The sequence below is a fragment of the Pseudoxanthomonas sp. GW2 genome, from assembly GCF_000283075.1.
In the GTDB taxonomy this organism is placed as follows: Bacteria; Pseudomonadota; Gammaproteobacteria; order Xanthomonadales; family Xanthomonadaceae; genus Pseudoxanthomonas.
The window spans coordinates 1-16445 of the sequence record NZ_ALIP01000085.1; the positions used below are offsets into that span (position 1 = coordinate 1).

Genomic DNA, 16445 nt, shown 5'->3' on the forward strand with positions numbered 1-16445 from the left:
CGCCGCCGCCCGCACGGCCGGACCCGCGCACCCGGATCCCGCGCTGGCCCTGCACCCCGGCCAGGCCCCGCCCACGACCTGATGCCCCGGCGCCACCCGTCCCGGGCGGCCGCCTCCCCCATTTCCTGCAGACCCACGCGCCACCGGGCCGTCCCGGCCGCGCCCAGGCATGCGCCCACCCAGGCACATACCAGACCACCCTTATGCCGAAACGACTGCTCCCGTCCCGTCCCGCCACCCTGGCCCTGGCCATGGCCGCGATCCTGGCCGCTCCCGCGGCGCTGGCCGATCCGGCCCCCGCGCCGGCGGCCAAGGACCTCGACGCCGTCGTGGTGACCGCCACCGGCTTCGAGCAGAAGATCGTCGACGCTCCGGCCAGCATCAGCGTCATCACCCGCGAGGACCTGGCCCGCCGCCCCTACATCACCCTGCTGGACGCGGTCCGCGACCTGGAAGGCGTGGATATCGGCGAGACCCGCGACAAGACCGGCCAGGGCACGATCTCCATGCGCGGCATGGGCCCGGACTACACCCTGGTCCTCATCAACGGCCGCCGCCAGAACAACCACGGCGACATCTACCCCAACAACTTTGGCGGCAACCAGTTCAACCACATCCCGCCGCTGGACGCCATCGAGCGGATCGAGGTGATCCGCGGCCCGATGTCGACCCTCTACGGCGCCGACGCCATGGGCGGGGTGATCAACATCATCACCCGCAAGGGCCTGGACACCTGGGCTGGCTCGCTGACCCTGGGCCGCACCTTCGAGACCGACCACGCCTACGGCGACGACTCCACCGCCGACTTCCACCTCACCGGCCCGCTGTTGCCCGGCAAACTGGACCTGTCCGTGCGCGGGAGCTGGTACAGGCGCGACGCCTCCAACCCGGTTTACGGCGACGTGACCGATCCGTCCGGCGAGCGCCACAGCCGCGCCCTCGGCTTCGGCGGCGGCGGCAAGACGGTGGACAACACCAACAAGGCCGGCGGCATCAGCCTGGCCTGGGCCCCGACCGACAGCCAGGGCCTCACCCTGGACGTGGACACCTCGCGCCAGGAATACGACAACGCCATCCGCACCAACGACGAGGGCGTGGAGGAATACCCGGTCGGCACCGTGGACAACCACGGGGCGATGCTGCGCATCGGCAACAACGGCCGCATCGAACCGCGCGCCGGATACGCCCCGACCCAGGAATTCACCCGCGACAGCTGGGCCCTGACCCACGAGGGCAGCTGGTCCTTCGGCAACAGCCTGGTCTCGCTGGCCTACGTGGAGACCGACAACAGGGGCCGCACCCTGCCCTTCACCGTGGCCGAGCGCCGGCAGCTGCAGCAGCTGTGGAACGCCGCCTGCACCAACCTGGGCGGCAGCGTCGGCGCCGGCGGCTACTGCGCCCCGGGTGCGGCGATCGGCTTCCGCAACGCCAATGCCTGGAACAACCAGTCCGAAGCGCAGAAGCTGGCGATCATGCAGGCCAACCTTTCGCCGGAGCAGTACCGGCAGCTGCTGGCCTACCTGCCGCGCCCGCCGCGCACCCTGGAAAGCAGCCAGTACACCCTCGACGCCAGGCTCGACATCCCGTTCCAGGCCGCTGGCGAACACGTGGCCGTGGTCGGCACCCAGGTCGTGCGCGGCGAGCTGACCGACGGCGTTTTCGGCATGGAGGCCGGACGCCCGGGCGGCAGGCAGGAACACAACATGCACTCACTGTTCGCCGAGGACACCTGGAAGCCGGTCGAGCGGCTTTCGCTGACCGGTGGCATCCGCTACGACGACCACGAGGTGTTCGGCAGCCACGTCAGCCCGCGCCTGTACGCGGTGTACACGGTGAGCCCGGCCTGGACGCTGAAGGGCGGCGCCAGCACCGGCTTCAAGACGCCCAAGACCACCCAGCTGTACGACGGCGTGGTCGGCTTCGGCGGCCAGGGCACCTCGCCGATGTTCGGCAACCCAGCGCTGCAGCCGGAAACCAGCACCAGCTACGAGCTGGCCGCCTACTGGCAGCACCCGGACGGCCACGACTTCAACGCCACCGTCTTCCGCAACACCTTCGACGACAAGATCTCCTCGCAGCCCTGCGGCAACGGCCTGGCCCTGGCCTGCTCGGACACCGGCGAATACGCCGGCCTGGGCTACGCCAACAGCACCCGCACGGTGAACATCGACAAGGTGGTGATCCAGGGCGCCGAGCTGGCCGGCCGCTGGCAGGTCGGCGAGGCCTTCGCCCTGCGCGGCAACTACACCTGGACCGACAGCGAACAGCGCAGCGGCGCCCAGGCCGGGCTGCCGCTGGGCGAGAGCGCCAGGCACATGGCCAACGCCACCTTCGACTGGCAGGTCAGCGATGCGCTCAGCCTGTTCCTGGCGGCCGAATCGCGCGGCAAGCGCTACCGCGGCCTCCACGCCATCACCCAGGAGCCGCTGTACTACCGCGACTACACCGTGCTGCACCTGGGCGGCGCATGGCGGATCAGCGAGGCGGTGACGCTCAATGCCCGCATCAACAACCTGCTGGACCGCGACTTCACCACCTACGCCACCGAGTTCCGCGACCTCGATGGCGACGGCGTGTACGAGGACGGCACCAACGAGGTGCTGTACCTGGACGACTACAACAACAAGGACAAGGCCCGCAGCGTCTGGATGAGCCTCAACGTGCAGTTCTGAGCGGGCGGGGCCTGGGTCAACCATCCGGCCCCGCGAGCGTTAACCGATGAGAATCGTTCTCGACCGCTATACTCCCCTGCCTTCCCCGACCCCCTGCAGACGTGCCCGCAACTCCGACCCGCAACGACCCCGTGACCGCCCAGCGCAGGCGCGGCTTCTGGTTGCGCACGCTGCACCAGTGGCACTGGATCAGCTCGGCGGTGTGCCTGGTGGGCATGCTGCTGTTCACCGCCACCGGCATCACCCTCAACCACGCCGCGCGCATCGAGGCCGCGCCGCAGGTCGACAACCGCAGCGCACGCCTGCCGGAACCGCTGCTGCAGGCGCTGGCAGACGCGCCGGAGGAAGGCAACGCGCCGCTGCCTCCGGCGGTGGCCGCGTGGCTGGCCGAGGAACTGTCGGTCGGCGCGGGGCGGCGGCCGGCGGAGTGGTCGCAGGACGAGGCCTACCTGTCCATGCCCTCGCCCGGTGCCGATGCCTGGCTGAGCATCGACCGCACCACCGGCGAGGTCGAGTTCGAGCGCACCGAGCGCGGCCTGGTCTCGTTCCTCAACGACCTGCACAAGGGCCGCAACGCCGGGCCGGCCTGGGGCTGGTTCATCGACGTGTTCGCCATCGCCTGCCTGGTGTTCTGCGTCACCGGCCTGTTCCTGCTGCACCTGCATGCGCGGCAGCGGCGCATGACCTGGCCGCTGGTCGGCCTGGGCCTGGTGGTGCCGCTGCTGCTGATCCTGATCTTCATCCATTGACGAGGTACGACCGATGCGCGCCAAGCTGCTGTTCGCGGTGACCGGGCTGCTGACCCTGCCGGCCTACGCCGCGGAGCTGGAAGTCTCGGTGGAGATTCCCAAGCTCAACGTGGCCGAGTACCACCGCCCCTACGTGGCGGTGTGGATCGAGGGCGCCGACGGCAAGGCCGCGGCCGATCTGGCCGTGTGGTACCAGCTGAAGGACACCGCCGAGGGCCACGGCACCAAGTGGCTGCCGGACCTGCGCCAGTGGTGGCGCAAGTCGGGGCGCAACCTCGACCTGCCGGTGGACGGCGTCACCGGCCCGACCCGCCCGGTCGGCAGGCACACGATCAGGGTCGACGCCAACGCGCCGCAGCTGAAGAAGCTGTCCGCCGGCGAATACACCCTGGTGGTGGAGGCGGTGCGCGAAGTCGGCGGCCGCGAGCTGCTGAAGATCCCCTTTACCTGGCCGGCCCGCGGCGCCCAGTCCGGCAAGGCCCAGGGCAGCAGCGAGCTCGGCGCGGTCAGCCTGGCGATCAAGTGAATCCAAGGAGCCCAACGATGAAGAAACATGCGTTCGTCCTCGCCCTGGCGCTGGCGTTGCCCTTCTCCGCCGCCGCGCACAAGCAGTGGCTCGTGCCCTCGCAGGCCACGGTCGCCGGCCAGGACGTGTGGGTGACCTTCGACGCCGCCGTCTCCAACCAGCTGTTCTTCCCCGACCACGTGCCGATGCGCCTGGACAACGTGGTCGCCACCGCCCCGGACGGCAGCCAGGTGCCGCTGCAGAACGCCAGCACCGGCAAGTACCGCAGCACCTTCGACCTGCACCTGCAGCAGGAAGGCACGTACCGCATCGCCAACGTCAACCGCGGCGTGTCAGCCAGCTGGGATACCGCCGAGAGCCTGGCGGCCAAGGCGAAGGCCAGGGCCGAGGGCAAGCCGGTGACCGGCCCGGGCGCGCCGCGCGGCGGCTTCCTGCGCAACGCCAGGCCCGAGGAGCTGGCGGCGAAGATCCCGGCCGACGCGCAGAACGTGCAGGTCACCGAGACCCTCGGCCGGGTGGAGACCTTCGTCACCAACGGCCGCACCACCGACATCAGGCCGCTGGGCGAGGGCCTGGAGCTGGTGCCGGTGACCCATCCGAACGACCTGTTCGCCGGCGAGGAGGCGAAGTTCGTCCTGCACGTCGACGGCAAGCCGGCCGCCGGCCTGGAGGTCGAGGTGGTGCGCGGCGACACCCGCTACCGCAACGCCCAGGAAGAGATCCGCGCGACCAGCGGCCAGGACGGCAGCATCGCCATCACCTTCCCGCAGCCGGGCCGCTACTGGCTGGAAGCGTCGACCGAGGACGGCAACACCCGCGTGCCGAAGGCCAGCAAGCGCCGCCTGGTGTACGTGGCGACCCTGGAAGTCCTGCCGCAGTAAGCGCCGGTCCATGGGCACCACGCAGCCGGCTGCCGCCGCGGGCCTGGCCAGCCTCGGCGGGCAGACCATGGGCACGTCCTGGAGCGCGCGCGTGGCCGTGCGCGCCTCCACCGACCTGCACGCCCTGCACGCCATCGTGCAGGGCGCGCTGGACGAGGTGGTGGCGCAGATGAGCACCTGGGAAGCGGATTCGGACATCAGCCGCTACCGCCGCGCCGCGGCCGGCAGCTGGCAGGCGCTGCCGGAAGCCTTCGCCCGGGTGCTGGAGGCGGCCCTGGACGTGGCCCGGGCCAGCGGCGGCGCGTTCGATCCCACCGTCGCCCCGCTGGTGGAACTGTGGGGCTTCGGCGCCGGCGGGCGGCCGCCGCGGGTGCCACCGCCGCAGCTGCTGGCCGAAATCCGTGCGCGCACCGGCTGGCAGCGGCTGCAACGCCGCGCCGGCGGCCGCGAGCTGCTGCAGCCTGGCGGCCTGGCCCTGGACTTCTCCGCCATCGCCAAGGGCTTCGGTGCCGACCTGGCGGCCGAGCGCCTGCGTGCCGGCGGCGTTGCCGCGGCCCTGGTGGAAGTCGGCGGCGAGATCCGCGCCTACGGCCGCAAGCCCGACGGCAACGCCTGGCAGGTGCTGGTGGAAGCCGAACCCGACCTGGAGACCCCGGTGGCGCAGCTGCCGCCGCGGGTGCTGGCGCTGGAGGACGCGGCAGTGGCCACCTCCGGCGATCGCTGGCACCACTTCGAGCACGCCGGCCAGCGCTATTCCCACACCTTCGACCCGCGCAGCGGCGCGCCGGTGCACCAGGCCGCGGCCGCGGTCACCGTGGTGGCCGCCGACGCCATGCACGCCGATGCCTGGGCCACCGCGCTGACCGTGATGGGCGCCGAGGCCGGACTGCACTTCGCCGGGGAGCACGGCCTGGCCGCGCGCTTCGTCAGCCGCACCCCCGCCGGCCCGGTGGAAACGATGACCCCGGCATTCCGCCGCCACCTGGCCGCATGAATCCCGCCTCCGGCTCCAGCCGCACCGCGCTGTTCGGCCAGCTGGCGCTGCTGGCCCTGCTGCTGCTCGGCGCGTGCCTGCTGCTGCCGCTGCATGGCGACGACTGGTGGCCGGCCGCGCCGTCCGCGGACCGCCGCTGGCTGGCGGCCGCCATCGCCGCCGCCTGGCTGCTGGCCACCGCGCTTTGCCTGCGCAACGGCAGGTCCGCGGCGCCGGCGAGCGCGGCCTCCACCGGCGGCGATGCGGTGCTGGTGGCCTGGGCCAGCCAGACGGGTTTTGCCTCCGCGCTGGCCGAGCGCAGCGCCGCGATGCTGCGCGCGGGCGGTCGCGAAGTGGTGGTGCTGCCCCTGGACCAGGTCGACGCCACGCGACTGGCCGCGACCCGCCGTGCCCTGTTCGTGGCCAGCACCACCGGCGAGGGCGATCCGCCCGACCATGCCCTGGGTTTCCTGCGGCGGATGGACGACCGCGACCTGGCCCACCTGGAATACGCGCTGCTGGCCCTGGGCGACCGCAACTACGCCGCGTTCTGCGGCTTCGGCCGCCAGCTGGACGCGTGGCTGCGCGACCGCGGCGCGCTCCCGCTGTTCGACCGGGTGGAGGTGGACAACGCCGACGAGGCGGCGCTGCGCCGCTGGCAGTACGAGGTGGCGCGCATCGGCGGCGATGCCGCGGCCGCGGACTGGAGCGCACCGGCCTACCACCCGTGGCGCCTGGCCGCGCGCCAGCTGCTCAACCCCGGCAGCCAGGGCGGCCCGGTGCATGCGCTGTCGCTGCAGCCGGCCTCCGGCGTGCTGCCGGCCTGGCAGCCCGGCGACATCGCCGAGATCGGCCCCGGCCATCCGTCGCAGCAGGTCGCCGCGTGGCTGGCGGCCACGGGCCTGGATGGCACCGCGCAGGTGGACGCCGGCGATGGTCCGCAGCCGCTTGCCGGCCTGCTTGCGCGCAGCGTGCTGCCCGATCCGGACGGCGTGCGCGGGCTGGCCCCGCAGGCCCTGGCCGCGCGCCTGCAGCGCCTCCCGCACCGCGAATACTCGATCGCCTCGATCCCGGCCGAGGGCCGGCTGCAGCTGCTGGTGCGCGAGATGTACCGCCAGGACGGGACGCCCGGCCTGGGCAGCGGCTGGCTGTGCCGCCACGTCCCCGTGGGCGGGACCGTGGACCTGCGCTTGCGCAGCAACCCCGGCTTCCACCCGCCGGCCGCGGACCGCCCGCTGGTGCTGGTCGGCAATGGCACCGGCATCGCCGGCCTGCGCGCGCACCTGGCCGCGCGCATCGCCGCCGGCGCGCGCCGCAACTGGCTGCTGTTCGGCGAACGCAACGCGGCCTGCGACCTGTTCTTCGGCGACGAGCTGCGCCGCTGGCAGGAGGCGGGCTGGCTGGAACGGATGGACCTGGCCTTCTCCCGCGAGGGCGACCGCGCCTATGTGCAGGACCGCCTGCGCGCCGCAGCCGCCGAACTGGCCGCCTGGGTGGACGCGGGCGCGACCATCCTGGTCTGCGGCAGTGCCGGCACCATGGCCCCCGCCGTGGACACGGCCCTGGCCACGATCCTGGGCGCGGAACGGCGCGACGCCCTGCGCGAGCAGGGACGCTACCGCCGCGACGTCTACTGAGCCGCCGCCGCGGCCCCGGCCCGGCGCACGCGCAGCAGCAAGGCCTCGCCAGCCCCGTCCAGCAGGAAGCGCTGCCGCGCGGGCGCGGCCAGCCAGGCGCTGTCGCCGGTTTCCAGGTCGAACTCCACGCCGTCCGCGCCCACCCGCGCCCGCCCGCCCAGCAGGTACACGGCCCAGGCGGTGGCGGCATCGCAGAAGCAGAACATGCCGCCCACCAGCGGCCGGTGCAGCAGGTCCACCTCCAGCACGTCCGGGCGCCACATCGCGTTGAAGGCGCGCACGGGTGGGCCATCCAGCGGGATCCCGGTGACGGCCCGGTCGCCGGCAAAGCGCAACCGCTGGTGCGGCGGCAGCAGGGTCGCCTGCCCGCCATCGGCGAATTCCAGGCGCAGCCCGTCGCCGGACAGCAGCACCTGCTCGCGCTCCACGCCCGGCAGGGACGAATACGCCGCTGCCCCCTCGATATCGGCAATCGACAGGCTCAGGTCCCAGTTGCCCTCCGCCGGCAGGCGCAGGATGCGGCGGGGCCAGCCGGCGCCGGTGTGCCAGCGCTCGCGGACGTACTCGTGGGCCGGCAGGTGCCTGGCGGGACCGAAATCGGGCATGCGCCGATTGTGCCGCAGCACCGGCTGCGCATGGCAGCGGATCGCAGCCCGGCGGTGCTTCCCCACCGGACAAGGCAAGCGAAAAGATGCCGCCCGGCCGCACCTCCCTGTGCGGCGCGGACGGCCAACTGCACTGACGCCTTGCCTGGCGTGCAGTTTCCGGACGGCGCCTCCCTGCGACGCCCGGGCATCGGACACCTGCGCCGCGCCACGGCGCAGGCGTGCTCAGCGTCGCGCCACCGCCGGGTTCGCCGGCGCCTGCTCCGGTGCCTTGCCTGCAGCCGGGGCCGCGGCGGGCCTGGCCGGAGCGGTGGCCGCCTTCGCCGGCGCGCCGACGGTGATCAGGTCGCGGTTGCGCTCGATCGTCTTCAGGCCAATGCCCTTGACCAGGGCCAGCTCGTCCACGCTCTTGAACGGACCATTGGCCTTGCGATGGGCGACGATGGCCTCGGCCTTGGACGGGCCGATGCCGACCAGCACGGCCTCCAGCTGCGCGGCCGAGGCGGTGTTGATGTCGACCTTGTCGGCGGCCGAGGCGGTGAACACCGCGGCCACCATCAGCAGCAGCGTCAGCAGCAGCGGACGCGGATGGGAAAGGAACTTCATGGCGACACTCCCTTGTAGCGGTTGGATGGCACCCGGGGGCTGGCGTCCTGCCGGCCGGTTCCCGGTAGCCGCAGTCTGGACCGGGCCGTGGGCGGCCGCCATCGCCGCGCAGCGCATTGCGTTGACCGGGAATGCTGCATTCATCTGTAGGAAATCCCCGCCCCACGCCGGGGCGTAGAATGGCGCCATCCAATTTTTCCCGGAGTTTCCATGGACATCGCACGCCTCGACCCCGCCGCCGCAGCGCGTTTCATCGGCGCCAAGTGGGACGACGACATCGTCCCGCAGCTGGTCGAGTACATCCGCATCCCCAACAAGTCGCCGATGTTCGACAAGGACTGGAAGGCCAACGGCCACATGGACGCGGCGGTGAAGCTGATGGAGTCCTGGGCGCGCGCCCAGCCGATCCCCGGCCTGCAGGTGGAAGTGGTCGAGCTGGAAGGCCGCACCCCGCTGATCTACGTGGAAGTGCCGGCCACCGGCCCCGAGTCGGGCGACGACACCGTGCTGCTGTACGGCCACCTGGACAAGCAGCCGGAGATGACCGGCTGGGATCCGGACCTGGGTCCGTGGAAGCCGGTGCTGCGCGGCGACAAGCTCTACGGCCGCGGCGGCGCCGACGACGGCTACGCGATCTTCGGCTCGCTGGCGGCGATCCTGGCCCTGCGCGAGCAGAACATCCCGCACGCGCGCTGCGTGCTGCTGATCGAGGCCTGCGAGGAGTCCGGCAGCTACGACCTGCCGGCCTACGTCGACCACCTGGCCGCGCGCATCGGCAAGCCCTCGCTGGTGGTGTGCCTGGATTCGGGCTGCGGCAACTACGAGCAGCTGTGGTGCACCACCTCGCTGCGCGGCCTGGCCGGCGGCAACCTGACGGTCAAGGTGCTCAGCGAAGGCGTGCACTCCGGCGACGCCTCCGGCGTGGTGCCGTCCAGCTTCCGCCTGCTGCGCCAGCTGCTGTCGCGGATCGAGGACGAGGACACCGGCCGCATCATCCTCGAGGGCCTGCACGTGGAGGTCCCGGCCGAGCGCGTGGAGCAGGCGCGCAAGGTCGCCGAGACCCTGCGCGACGAGGTCTTCAGCAAGTTCCCCTTCCTCAAGGGCATGAGCGCCATGTCCGACGACCCGGCGGAGCTGGTGCTCAACCGCACCTGGCGCCCGGCGCTGTCGGTCACCGGCGTGGACGGCATGCCGCCGCTGGCCTCGGCCGGCAACGTGCTGCGCCCGTACACCGCGGTGAAACTGTCGCTGCGCCTGCCGCCGACCCTGGACGGCAAGAAGGCCGGCGAGCTGCTCAAGGATGTGCTGCTGAAGGATCCGCCGAACGGCGCCCACGTCGAGCTGGAGCTGGAGAAGGCCTCCACCGGCTGGAACGCCCCGGCGCAGTCGCCGTGGCTGACCGAGGCGATCGAATCGGCCTCGCAGGCCGCGTTCGGCAAGCCGGCCATGTACATGGGCGAAGGCGGCTCGATCCCGTTCATGGGCATGCTCGGCGAGAAGTTCCCCGGCGCGCAGTTCATGATCACCGGCGTGCTGGGCCCGCACTCCAACGCCCACGGCCCGAACGAGTTCCTGCACATCCCGATGGGCAAGCGCGTGACCCAGTGCGTGTCGCACGTGATCGCCGAGCACTACCGCGCCAGCCTGCGCGGCCAGACCACCGGCGTCGGCGCGGTGGCCGGCGGCGAGCAGCACGGCGGCCACGGCTGCTGCTGATCCGAAGGCAAGCTGCATGACGCGAAGCGCCGGGCAACCCCCGGCGCTTCGCGTTTGCGGCGCCGGCGCCTCGCCGCGGACGCGCGCGACGATTACCCTGTGCCGATCCCCGCCGACACCCACGCATGAACCCGCAAACCGCTTCCCAACGCGAGCTGCAGCGCCTGGCCTGGGCGCGCGCCGCCCTCGGCGATCCGGCCGCCACCCTCGAGCGTGCCTCCACCGACGCCGGCTTCCGCAGCTACTGGCGCAGCCACGGCGCCGGTGCTTCGCGGATCGTGATGGACTCGCCGCCGGGGCTGGAGGACGTGCGTCCATGGCTGGCCATGCGCGACCTGCTGGAAGCCGGCGGCGTGCGCGTGCCGCAGGTGCTGGCGCGCGACGTCGAGCAGGGCTTCCTGCTGCTGGAGGACCTGGGCGGCCCGACCCTGGCCCAGGTCATCGACGACGGCAACGCCGATGCCTGGTTCGACGCCGCCGTCGGCCAGCTGCTGAAGCTGCAGGCGATCGCCCCGCCGCCGGCGATGGGCGTGTTCGGCGAGGCCCTGCTGCAGCGCGACGCGGGCCTGTTCGAGGACTGGTTCCTGCGCACCCACCTGGGCATCGAGCTGGATTGCGGCGAGGCCGAGGAGCTGCAGCTGGTGCAGCGCCGGCTGATGGACAACGCCCTGGCCCAGGCGCGGGTGGTCGTGCACCGCGACTTCATGCCGCGCAACCTCATGCCGGTCGAGCCCGGCCCGGCGGTGCTGGATTTCCAGGACTGCGTGGTCGGCCCGATCGCCTACGACCCGGTGAGCCTGTTCAAGGACGCCTTCCTGTCCTGGCCGCTGGAACGGGTCGATGGCTGGCTGGCGCGCTACCACGGGCGCGCCGCCGCGGCCGGACTGCCGGTGCCGCCGCTGCCGGTGTTCCTGCGCGACGCCGACTGGCTGGGCGTGCAGCGGCACCTGAAGATCCTCGGCATCTTCGCCCGCCTGCACCACCGCGACGGCAAGACCAGGTACCTGGTCGACGCGCCGCGCTTCATCGCCTACCTGGACGAGGTGCTGCCGCGGCACCCGCAGCTGCAGCCACTGCAGCGCCTGCTCGATGCCCGCATCCGCCCGGCGATGGCAGAGGTGGCCGCATGAAGGCGCTGGTCTTCGCGGCGGGCCTGGGCGAACGCATGCGCCCGCTGACCCTGCACACGCCCAAGCCGCTGCTGGAGGCCGGCGGCAAGCCGCTGCTGGCCTGGCACCTGGAGAAGCTGGCCGCGCTGGGCGTGGACGAGGTGGTGGTCAACACCTCCTGGCTGGCCGAGCGGTTCCCCGGGATGCTCGGCGACGGCAGCCGCTGGGGCCTGCGCCTGCATTACAGCTACGAGGGCCCGGAACCGCTGGAAACCGGCGGCGGCATGCTGCATGCCCTGCCGCTGCTTGGCGACGGCCCGTTCATCGCGGTCAACGGCGACATCTGGACCGACTACGACTTCGCCCGGCTGCCGCGCCAGCCGCGCGGCGACGCCCACCTGGTGCTGGTCGACAACCCCCGGCACCACCCCGGCGGCGACTTCGTGCTGGACGACGACGGCCGCGTGCATGCCGATGGCGGCGCCAGGCTGACCTTCTCCGGCATCGGCGTCTACCGCCCTTCGCTGCTGGCCGGCTGGCGCGCGACCGTGGACGGCGATCCCGGCAACCCGCCGCGCTTCAGGCTGGCGCCGCTGCTGCGCCGGGCCATGGCCGCCGGGCGCGCCAGCGGCGAGCACCACCGCGGCCGCTGGACCGACGTCGGCACTCCGGAGCGGCTGGCAGCACTGGACCAGGCCCTGCGCGCGGACTGAGCGCGGCCGCAGGACCCCGGACACCCGGATACGGGGACGGCGCCGGCTCAGCCGGCGTCGAGCAGGCCGCGCAGGAACGGCACCGTCACCCGCCGCTGCGCCGCCAGCGAGGCCCGGTCGATGCGCTCCAGCAGGCCCAGCAAGTGGCCCATGTCGCGCCCGGTGCGGGTCAGCAGCCAATCGATCGCCGCTTCCTCCAGCACCAGCCCGCGTCGGCGGGCGCGGTCGCGCAGCACCGCGCGGCGGCCCTCGTCGTCCAGCGTATGCAGGGCGATGCGGGTGCACTGGCCCAGGCGCGAGCGCAGGTCCGGCAGCACCAGCGGCAGCGCCTGCGGCGCGGCGGTGGCCAGGTACAGCACGGAAGTACCGGCGGCGCGCATGCGGTTGTGGAAATCGAACAGCGCGACCTCGTCCTCGCGGTCGCCGGCGATGGCCTCCAGCCCGTCCAGCGCGACCACGTCGGCCTCCTGCGCCTCCAGCGCCTCGCGCAGGCGGCCGCGCGCGGCGCGCAGCGGCAGGTAGGCCGCGCGCCGGCCGGCACCCTCGGCCTCGGCGCACACGCCCAGGCCCAGGTGGGTCTTGCCGGCGCCGCTGGCGCCCTCCAGGTAGATCCAGTCCGCGCCGGGCAGCCGCGCCAGGTCGCGCAGCTGTTCCAGCGCGCCGGCCGGGGCGCCGATGTAGCTCTCCAGGCGCTGCTCGGGCGGGTAACGCAGCGCCAGCGGCAGTTGCGGGGTGCCGGCCTTGCCGGGGGGAACGCTCACGCCTCCGGGCCCTGGCCGCGCGCGGGCGGCTGTTGCGGCGGTTCCGGCGCGCGTTCCGGGAAGGGACCGAGCACGATCGAGGGCGAGCCCTGGCCGCCCATGTACAGCCCGCTCTGGCGGTAGCGCTCGGCGGCGAAGCGCAGCAGCACGTTGATCACCGCCGCCGCCGGCAGCGCGATCAGCATGCCGAGGAACCCGAACAGCTGGCCGCCGGCCATCACCGCGAAGATCACCGCCACCGGATGCAGGCCGATCTTGTCGCCGACGATGCGCGGGGTCAGCACATAGCTCTCCAGCAGCTGGCCGACGGTGAACACCACGCCCACCAGCACCAACAGCCGGGTATCCAGGCCCTGGGCCTGGACCAGCGCCGCCACCACCGCCAGGACGATGCCGGTGGTCGCGCCCAGGTAAGGAATGAAGCTGATCAGGCCGGCGACCATGCCAATCAGCAAGCCCAGCTTGAGCCCGGACAGCTGCAGGCCGATCGCGTAGATCGCCCCCAGCGCCAGCATCACCACGAACTGCCCGCGCAGGAACGCGGCGAGCACGTCGTTGGACTCGCGCGCCAGGCGGGTGACCGTATCCAGGTGGTCGCGCGGGACCAGGGCCGCGACCCGCTCCACCAGCAGGTCCCAGTCGCGCAGGAAGTAGTAGGTCAGGATCGGCAGCAGCACCAGGTTCACCACCCAGGCCACCATCGCGAAGCCGGAGCGGGAGATGTAGCCGAACACCGCGGTGGCGAAGCCACCGGCCTGCTGCCAGTGCTCGCGCACCCATTGGACCAGCCGCTCCGGATCCAGCCACACCATCAGTTCCAGCCCGGTGCGCGCCTCCAGCCACGGCACCGCGGTCTGCACGAACCAGTCGCGGTAGGCCGGCAGCGACTCCACCAGGGTGCGCACCTGGCGTTCGAGCATCGGCACCAGGATCAGCAGGGCCAGCACCAGCAGCAGGGTCATCAGCCCGAACACCAGGGCCACGGCCACGTTGCGCGAGCGCCCGGCGCGCTCGAGGCGGTCGACCAGCGGGTCGCCCATCCAGCCCAGCAGCGCGCCGAACACGAACGGGGTCAGGATCGGCGCCAGCAGCCAGACGACCCACAGGCCGACCAGCCCCAGCACGATCCACTTGAGCTGCTGCAGGAAGCGCGCGATCTCCGCTTGCCCGTCCATCGGCCGGCTCATCGGATGCGGTACTCCCCGGGCACGCCCTCCACCGGCTCCACCGGCGCGTTCTGGCCGAGCATGCGGTCGAACCCGGACAGGCCGGTGAGCAGGTCGAGGTCGAACTCCACGCGGTCGCCGCTGGCGCGCACCGGCGCGATCCGGCGCACCACCGGCAGCCGCTGCAGCAAGGCCGAGACCTGCAGGTAGTCCTCGGCCCCGTGCAGCCCGGTGACCACGACCCGGTAGGTGCCGGCCGGCTCGGACACCGGGACCTTGGCGTAGCGCTGGATCAGCGCGTCGGCGGCCACGTCGGCGCCGCTGGACAGCGCGCGCCGCGGGTCGGATTCGTTGACCGTGCGGGTGGCCAGCACCCGCCCGGCGTCGACGAAGGTCCAGTCGGTGGCCCAGCCGTTACCGCTGCGGTACATCTTGCCGATCAGCTGCATCGGCGGGCTGTAGCGGGCCGAGGCGCGGGCCACGGCGGCGGTGTCGCCGCGCCAGATCGCGCCGACCACCGCCTGCTCGGCGGCGCCGCCGGACGGCAGGCCGAGGCGGTAGCCACGCTCGACCGCGCGGTCCAGCAGCGGACGCGCGGCATTGACCTGGCCGGTGCCCAGCAGGCGCGGGCCGCTGCCGTCGTCGATCGCCAGCCACACCACCGGCTTGGGCCGCGGCTGCGCCCACACCGGCAGGCCCAGCGCCGAGACCAAGCCGTCGACCAGTTCCGGGTCGAAGCGCACCACCAGCATGGTGCGGAAGGTGGGCGCGCCGCCGGGCGAGGTGCTCTGGTCCTGGCGGTAGTCGTAGCTCTCCACGTAGGCGTCGGCGTTGCGCAGCTCCTGCGCCACGCCGGGGCGGTTGGCCACCGCAGGGTCGCCGGAGAGCTTGGACAGCACCTGGGCCAGGGCACGGGCGAAACCGGCCGCGCGCGCCGAATCGGCCTGGCTGCCGACCTGCACCTCGGCCGCGTACAGGCCCTGCGCGGCCGCCACCTCGCCTTCGGTGCGCAGCCCGTCCTGGGCCGCTGCCGGCGCGAAGGGCAGGCACAGCAGCAGCGCCAGGAACAGGGTCAGGCCGCGGCGGACGGGCATGGGGATCCTCGATGGACGGGGAATACCGGGGAATTGTTGCCCGAACCGCATGCCCGCGCCAATCGACGCAGCGCGAAGGCGGGACGCCGGGCGTCCCCGGCCGCGGCGCGGCTGCTAGAATCGCGGCCCTTCCCCGCAGCTGCCGCAGGCCCTGACGTGAGCCAGACTCCTACGCCCACTCCCCTGACCTACCGCGACGCGGGCGTGGACATCGACGCCGGCAACGAGGTCGTGGAGCGGATCAAGCCGCTGGTGCGGCGCAGCTTCCGCCCGGAGGTGATGGGCGGCCTGGGCGGGTTCGGCGCCCTGTTCGACCTGTCCGGCAAGTACCGCGAGCCGGTGCTGGTCTCCGGCACCGACGGCGTGGGCACCAAGCTCAAGCTGGCCCAGCAGCTGGGCCGCCACGACACCATCGGCATCGACCTGGTCGCCATGTGCGTCAACGACATCCTGGTCCAGGGCGCCGAGCCGCTGTTCTTCCTGGACTACTTCGCCACCGGCAAGCTCGACGTGGACACCACGGTCGCGGTGGTCGGCGGCATCGCCCGCGGCTGCGAGGAGTCCGGCTGCGCCCTGATCGGCGGCGAGACCGCCGAGATGCCGGACATGTACCCGCCGGGCGAGTACGACCTGGCCGGCTTCGCCGTGGGCGCGGTGGAGAAGTCGCAGCTGCTGGACGGCTCCCGCGTGCGCGAGGGCGACATGCTGCTGGGCATCGCCTCCTCCGGCCCGCACTCCAACGGCTATTCGCTGATCCGCCGCATCTACGACCGCGCCGGCCGCCCGGCCGAGCTGGTCCTGGAGGACGGCAGCAAGCTGGTCGACGCGCTGATGGCCCCGACCCGGCTGTACGTGAAGCCGGTGCTGGCCCTGCTGCGCGAACACGGCGAGGCGATCCACGCCATGGCCCACATCACCGGCGGCGGCCTGACCGAGAACATCATCCGTGTCATCCCCGAGGGCCTGGGCCTGGACATCGAGGCGCAGGCCATCGTCCTGCCGCCGGTGTTCGCCTGGCTGCAGCGCGAAGGCGCGGTGGCCGACGAGGAAATGTGGCGCACCTTCAACTGCGGCATCGGCTTCGTGCTGGTGGTGCCGCAGGACGCGCTGGCCGCGATCGGCGCCGCGCTCGACGCCCAAGGCCTGGCGCACCGCGCCATCGGCCGGGTGGTCGCGCGCGCCGGCGGCGACGGGCGCGTGCGCATCGCCTGAGGCACCCATGGCCCCTACCGGCGGG

General features: G+C 72.8%; 15 protein-coding genes. 10 read left to right on the forward strand and 5 right to left on the reverse strand.

From position 1 onward, the window contains the following. The first annotated feature begins 203 nt into the window (after positions 1-203). The 6 genes from B351_RS0105940 (at position 204) to B351_RS0105965 (ending at position 7438) form a co-directional block, all read left to right on the forward strand. Positions 204-2672 carry a TonB-dependent receptor domain-containing protein gene (locus B351_RS0105940; protein ID WP_019398130.1) on the forward strand — a complete coding sequence of 823 codons (2469 nt, stop codon included), beginning with the start codon at positions 204-206 and terminating at the stop codon, positions 2670-2672. Positions 2673-2773: 101 nt separating this feature from the next. Then, positions 2774-3421, forward strand: coding sequence for a PepSY-associated TM helix domain-containing protein (locus B351_RS0105945; RefSeq protein ID WP_019398131.1), 648 nt, complete (start codon positions 2774-2776; stop codon positions 3419-3421). A 13-nt stretch (positions 3422-3434) separates the two neighbouring features. After that, on the forward strand, positions 3435-3947 hold the full coding sequence (locus B351_RS0105950) for a DUF2271 domain-containing protein (RefSeq protein ID WP_019398132.1): 513 nt from the start codon (positions 3435-3437) through the stop codon (positions 3945-3947). Between the two features lie 17 nt (positions 3948-3964). After that, positions 3965-4828 carry a DUF4198 domain-containing protein gene (locus tag B351_RS0105955; protein WP_019398133.1) on the forward strand — a complete coding sequence of 288 codons (864 nt, stop codon included), beginning with the start codon at positions 3965-3967 and terminating at the stop codon, positions 4826-4828. 10 nt (positions 4829-4838) lie between these two features. Continuing rightward, complete coding sequence (locus B351_RS0105960) at positions 4839-5822, forward strand: FAD:protein FMN transferase (protein ID WP_019398134.1); 984 nt, start codon at positions 4839-4841, stop codon at positions 5820-5822. Beyond that, on the forward strand, positions 5819-7438 hold the full coding sequence (locus B351_RS0105965; RefSeq protein ID WP_019398135.1) for a sulfite reductase flavoprotein subunit alpha: 1620 nt from the start codon (positions 5819-5821) through the stop codon (positions 7436-7438). The genes B351_RS0105960 and B351_RS0105965 overlap by 4 nt, the downstream gene beginning before the upstream one ends. Here the strand turns inward: B351_RS0105965 and B351_RS0105970 are convergent. Further along, positions 7432-8043: a HutD family protein gene (locus B351_RS0105970; RefSeq protein ID WP_019398136.1), complete on the reverse strand. Its 612-nt coding sequence runs from the start codon at positions 8041-8043 to the stop codon at positions 7432-7434. The genes B351_RS0105965 and B351_RS0105970 overlap by 7 nt on opposite strands. A 225-nt stretch (positions 8044-8268) precedes the next feature. Next, on the reverse strand, positions 8269-8649 hold the full coding sequence (locus tag B351_RS0105975; protein WP_019398137.1) for a helix-hairpin-helix domain-containing protein: 381 nt from the start codon (positions 8647-8649) through the stop codon (positions 8269-8271). A gap of 210 nt (positions 8650-8859) precedes the next feature. On the opposite strand from B351_RS0105975, the gene B351_RS0105980 reads away from it, so the two are divergent. The 3 genes from B351_RS0105980 (at position 8860) to murU (ending at position 12187) form a co-directional block, all read left to right on the forward strand. Continuing rightward, on the forward strand, positions 8860-10365 hold the full coding sequence (locus B351_RS0105980) for a M20 family metallopeptidase (protein ID WP_019398138.1): 1506 nt from the start codon (positions 8860-8862) through the stop codon (positions 10363-10365). A 125-nt stretch (positions 10366-10490) separates the two neighbouring features. Continuing rightward, positions 10491-11495, forward strand: coding sequence for an aminoglycoside phosphotransferase family protein (locus B351_RS0105985; RefSeq protein WP_019398139.1), 1005 nt, complete (start codon positions 10491-10493; stop codon positions 11493-11495). Beyond that, entirely contained in the window at positions 11492-12187 is a 696-nt protein-coding gene (murU, locus tag B351_RS0105990; protein WP_019398140.1) for an N-acetylmuramate alpha-1-phosphate uridylyltransferase MurU, read from the forward strand. The genes B351_RS0105985 and murU overlap by 4 nt, the downstream gene beginning before the upstream one ends. A gap of 47 nt (positions 12188-12234) precedes the next feature. Here murU and hda read toward each other — a convergent pair whose 3' ends face one another. From hda to B351_RS0106005, 3 genes are read right to left on the reverse strand one after another with little or no spacing between them, the layout of a single operon-like run. Next, positions 12235-12948, reverse strand: a complete 714-nt coding sequence (gene hda, locus B351_RS0105995) for a DnaA regulatory inactivator Hda (protein WP_019398141.1) — start codon at positions 12946-12948, stop codon at positions 12235-12237. Beyond that, positions 12945-14123 (reverse strand): AI-2E family transporter, encoded by a 1179-nt coding sequence (locus B351_RS0106000; protein ID WP_019398142.1) that lies wholly within the window; start codon positions 14121-14123, stop codon positions 12945-12947. Before B351_RS0106000 ends, hda begins: the two co-directional genes overlap by 4 nt. Before the next feature lie 8 nt (positions 14124-14131). Next, positions 14132-15208 (reverse strand): DUF2066 domain-containing protein, encoded by a 1077-nt coding sequence (locus B351_RS0106005; RefSeq protein WP_019398143.1) that lies wholly within the window; start codon positions 15206-15208, stop codon positions 14132-14134. 183 nt (positions 15209-15391) lie between these two features. Here B351_RS0106005 and purM point away from each other — a divergent pair, with 183 nt between their 5' ends. Then, positions 15392-16420: a phosphoribosylformylglycinamidine cyclo-ligase gene (gene purM, locus B351_RS0106010; RefSeq protein WP_026010422.1), complete on the forward strand. Its 1029-nt coding sequence runs from the start codon at positions 15392-15394 to the stop codon at positions 16418-16420. Positions 16421-16445 lie beyond the last annotated feature (25 nt).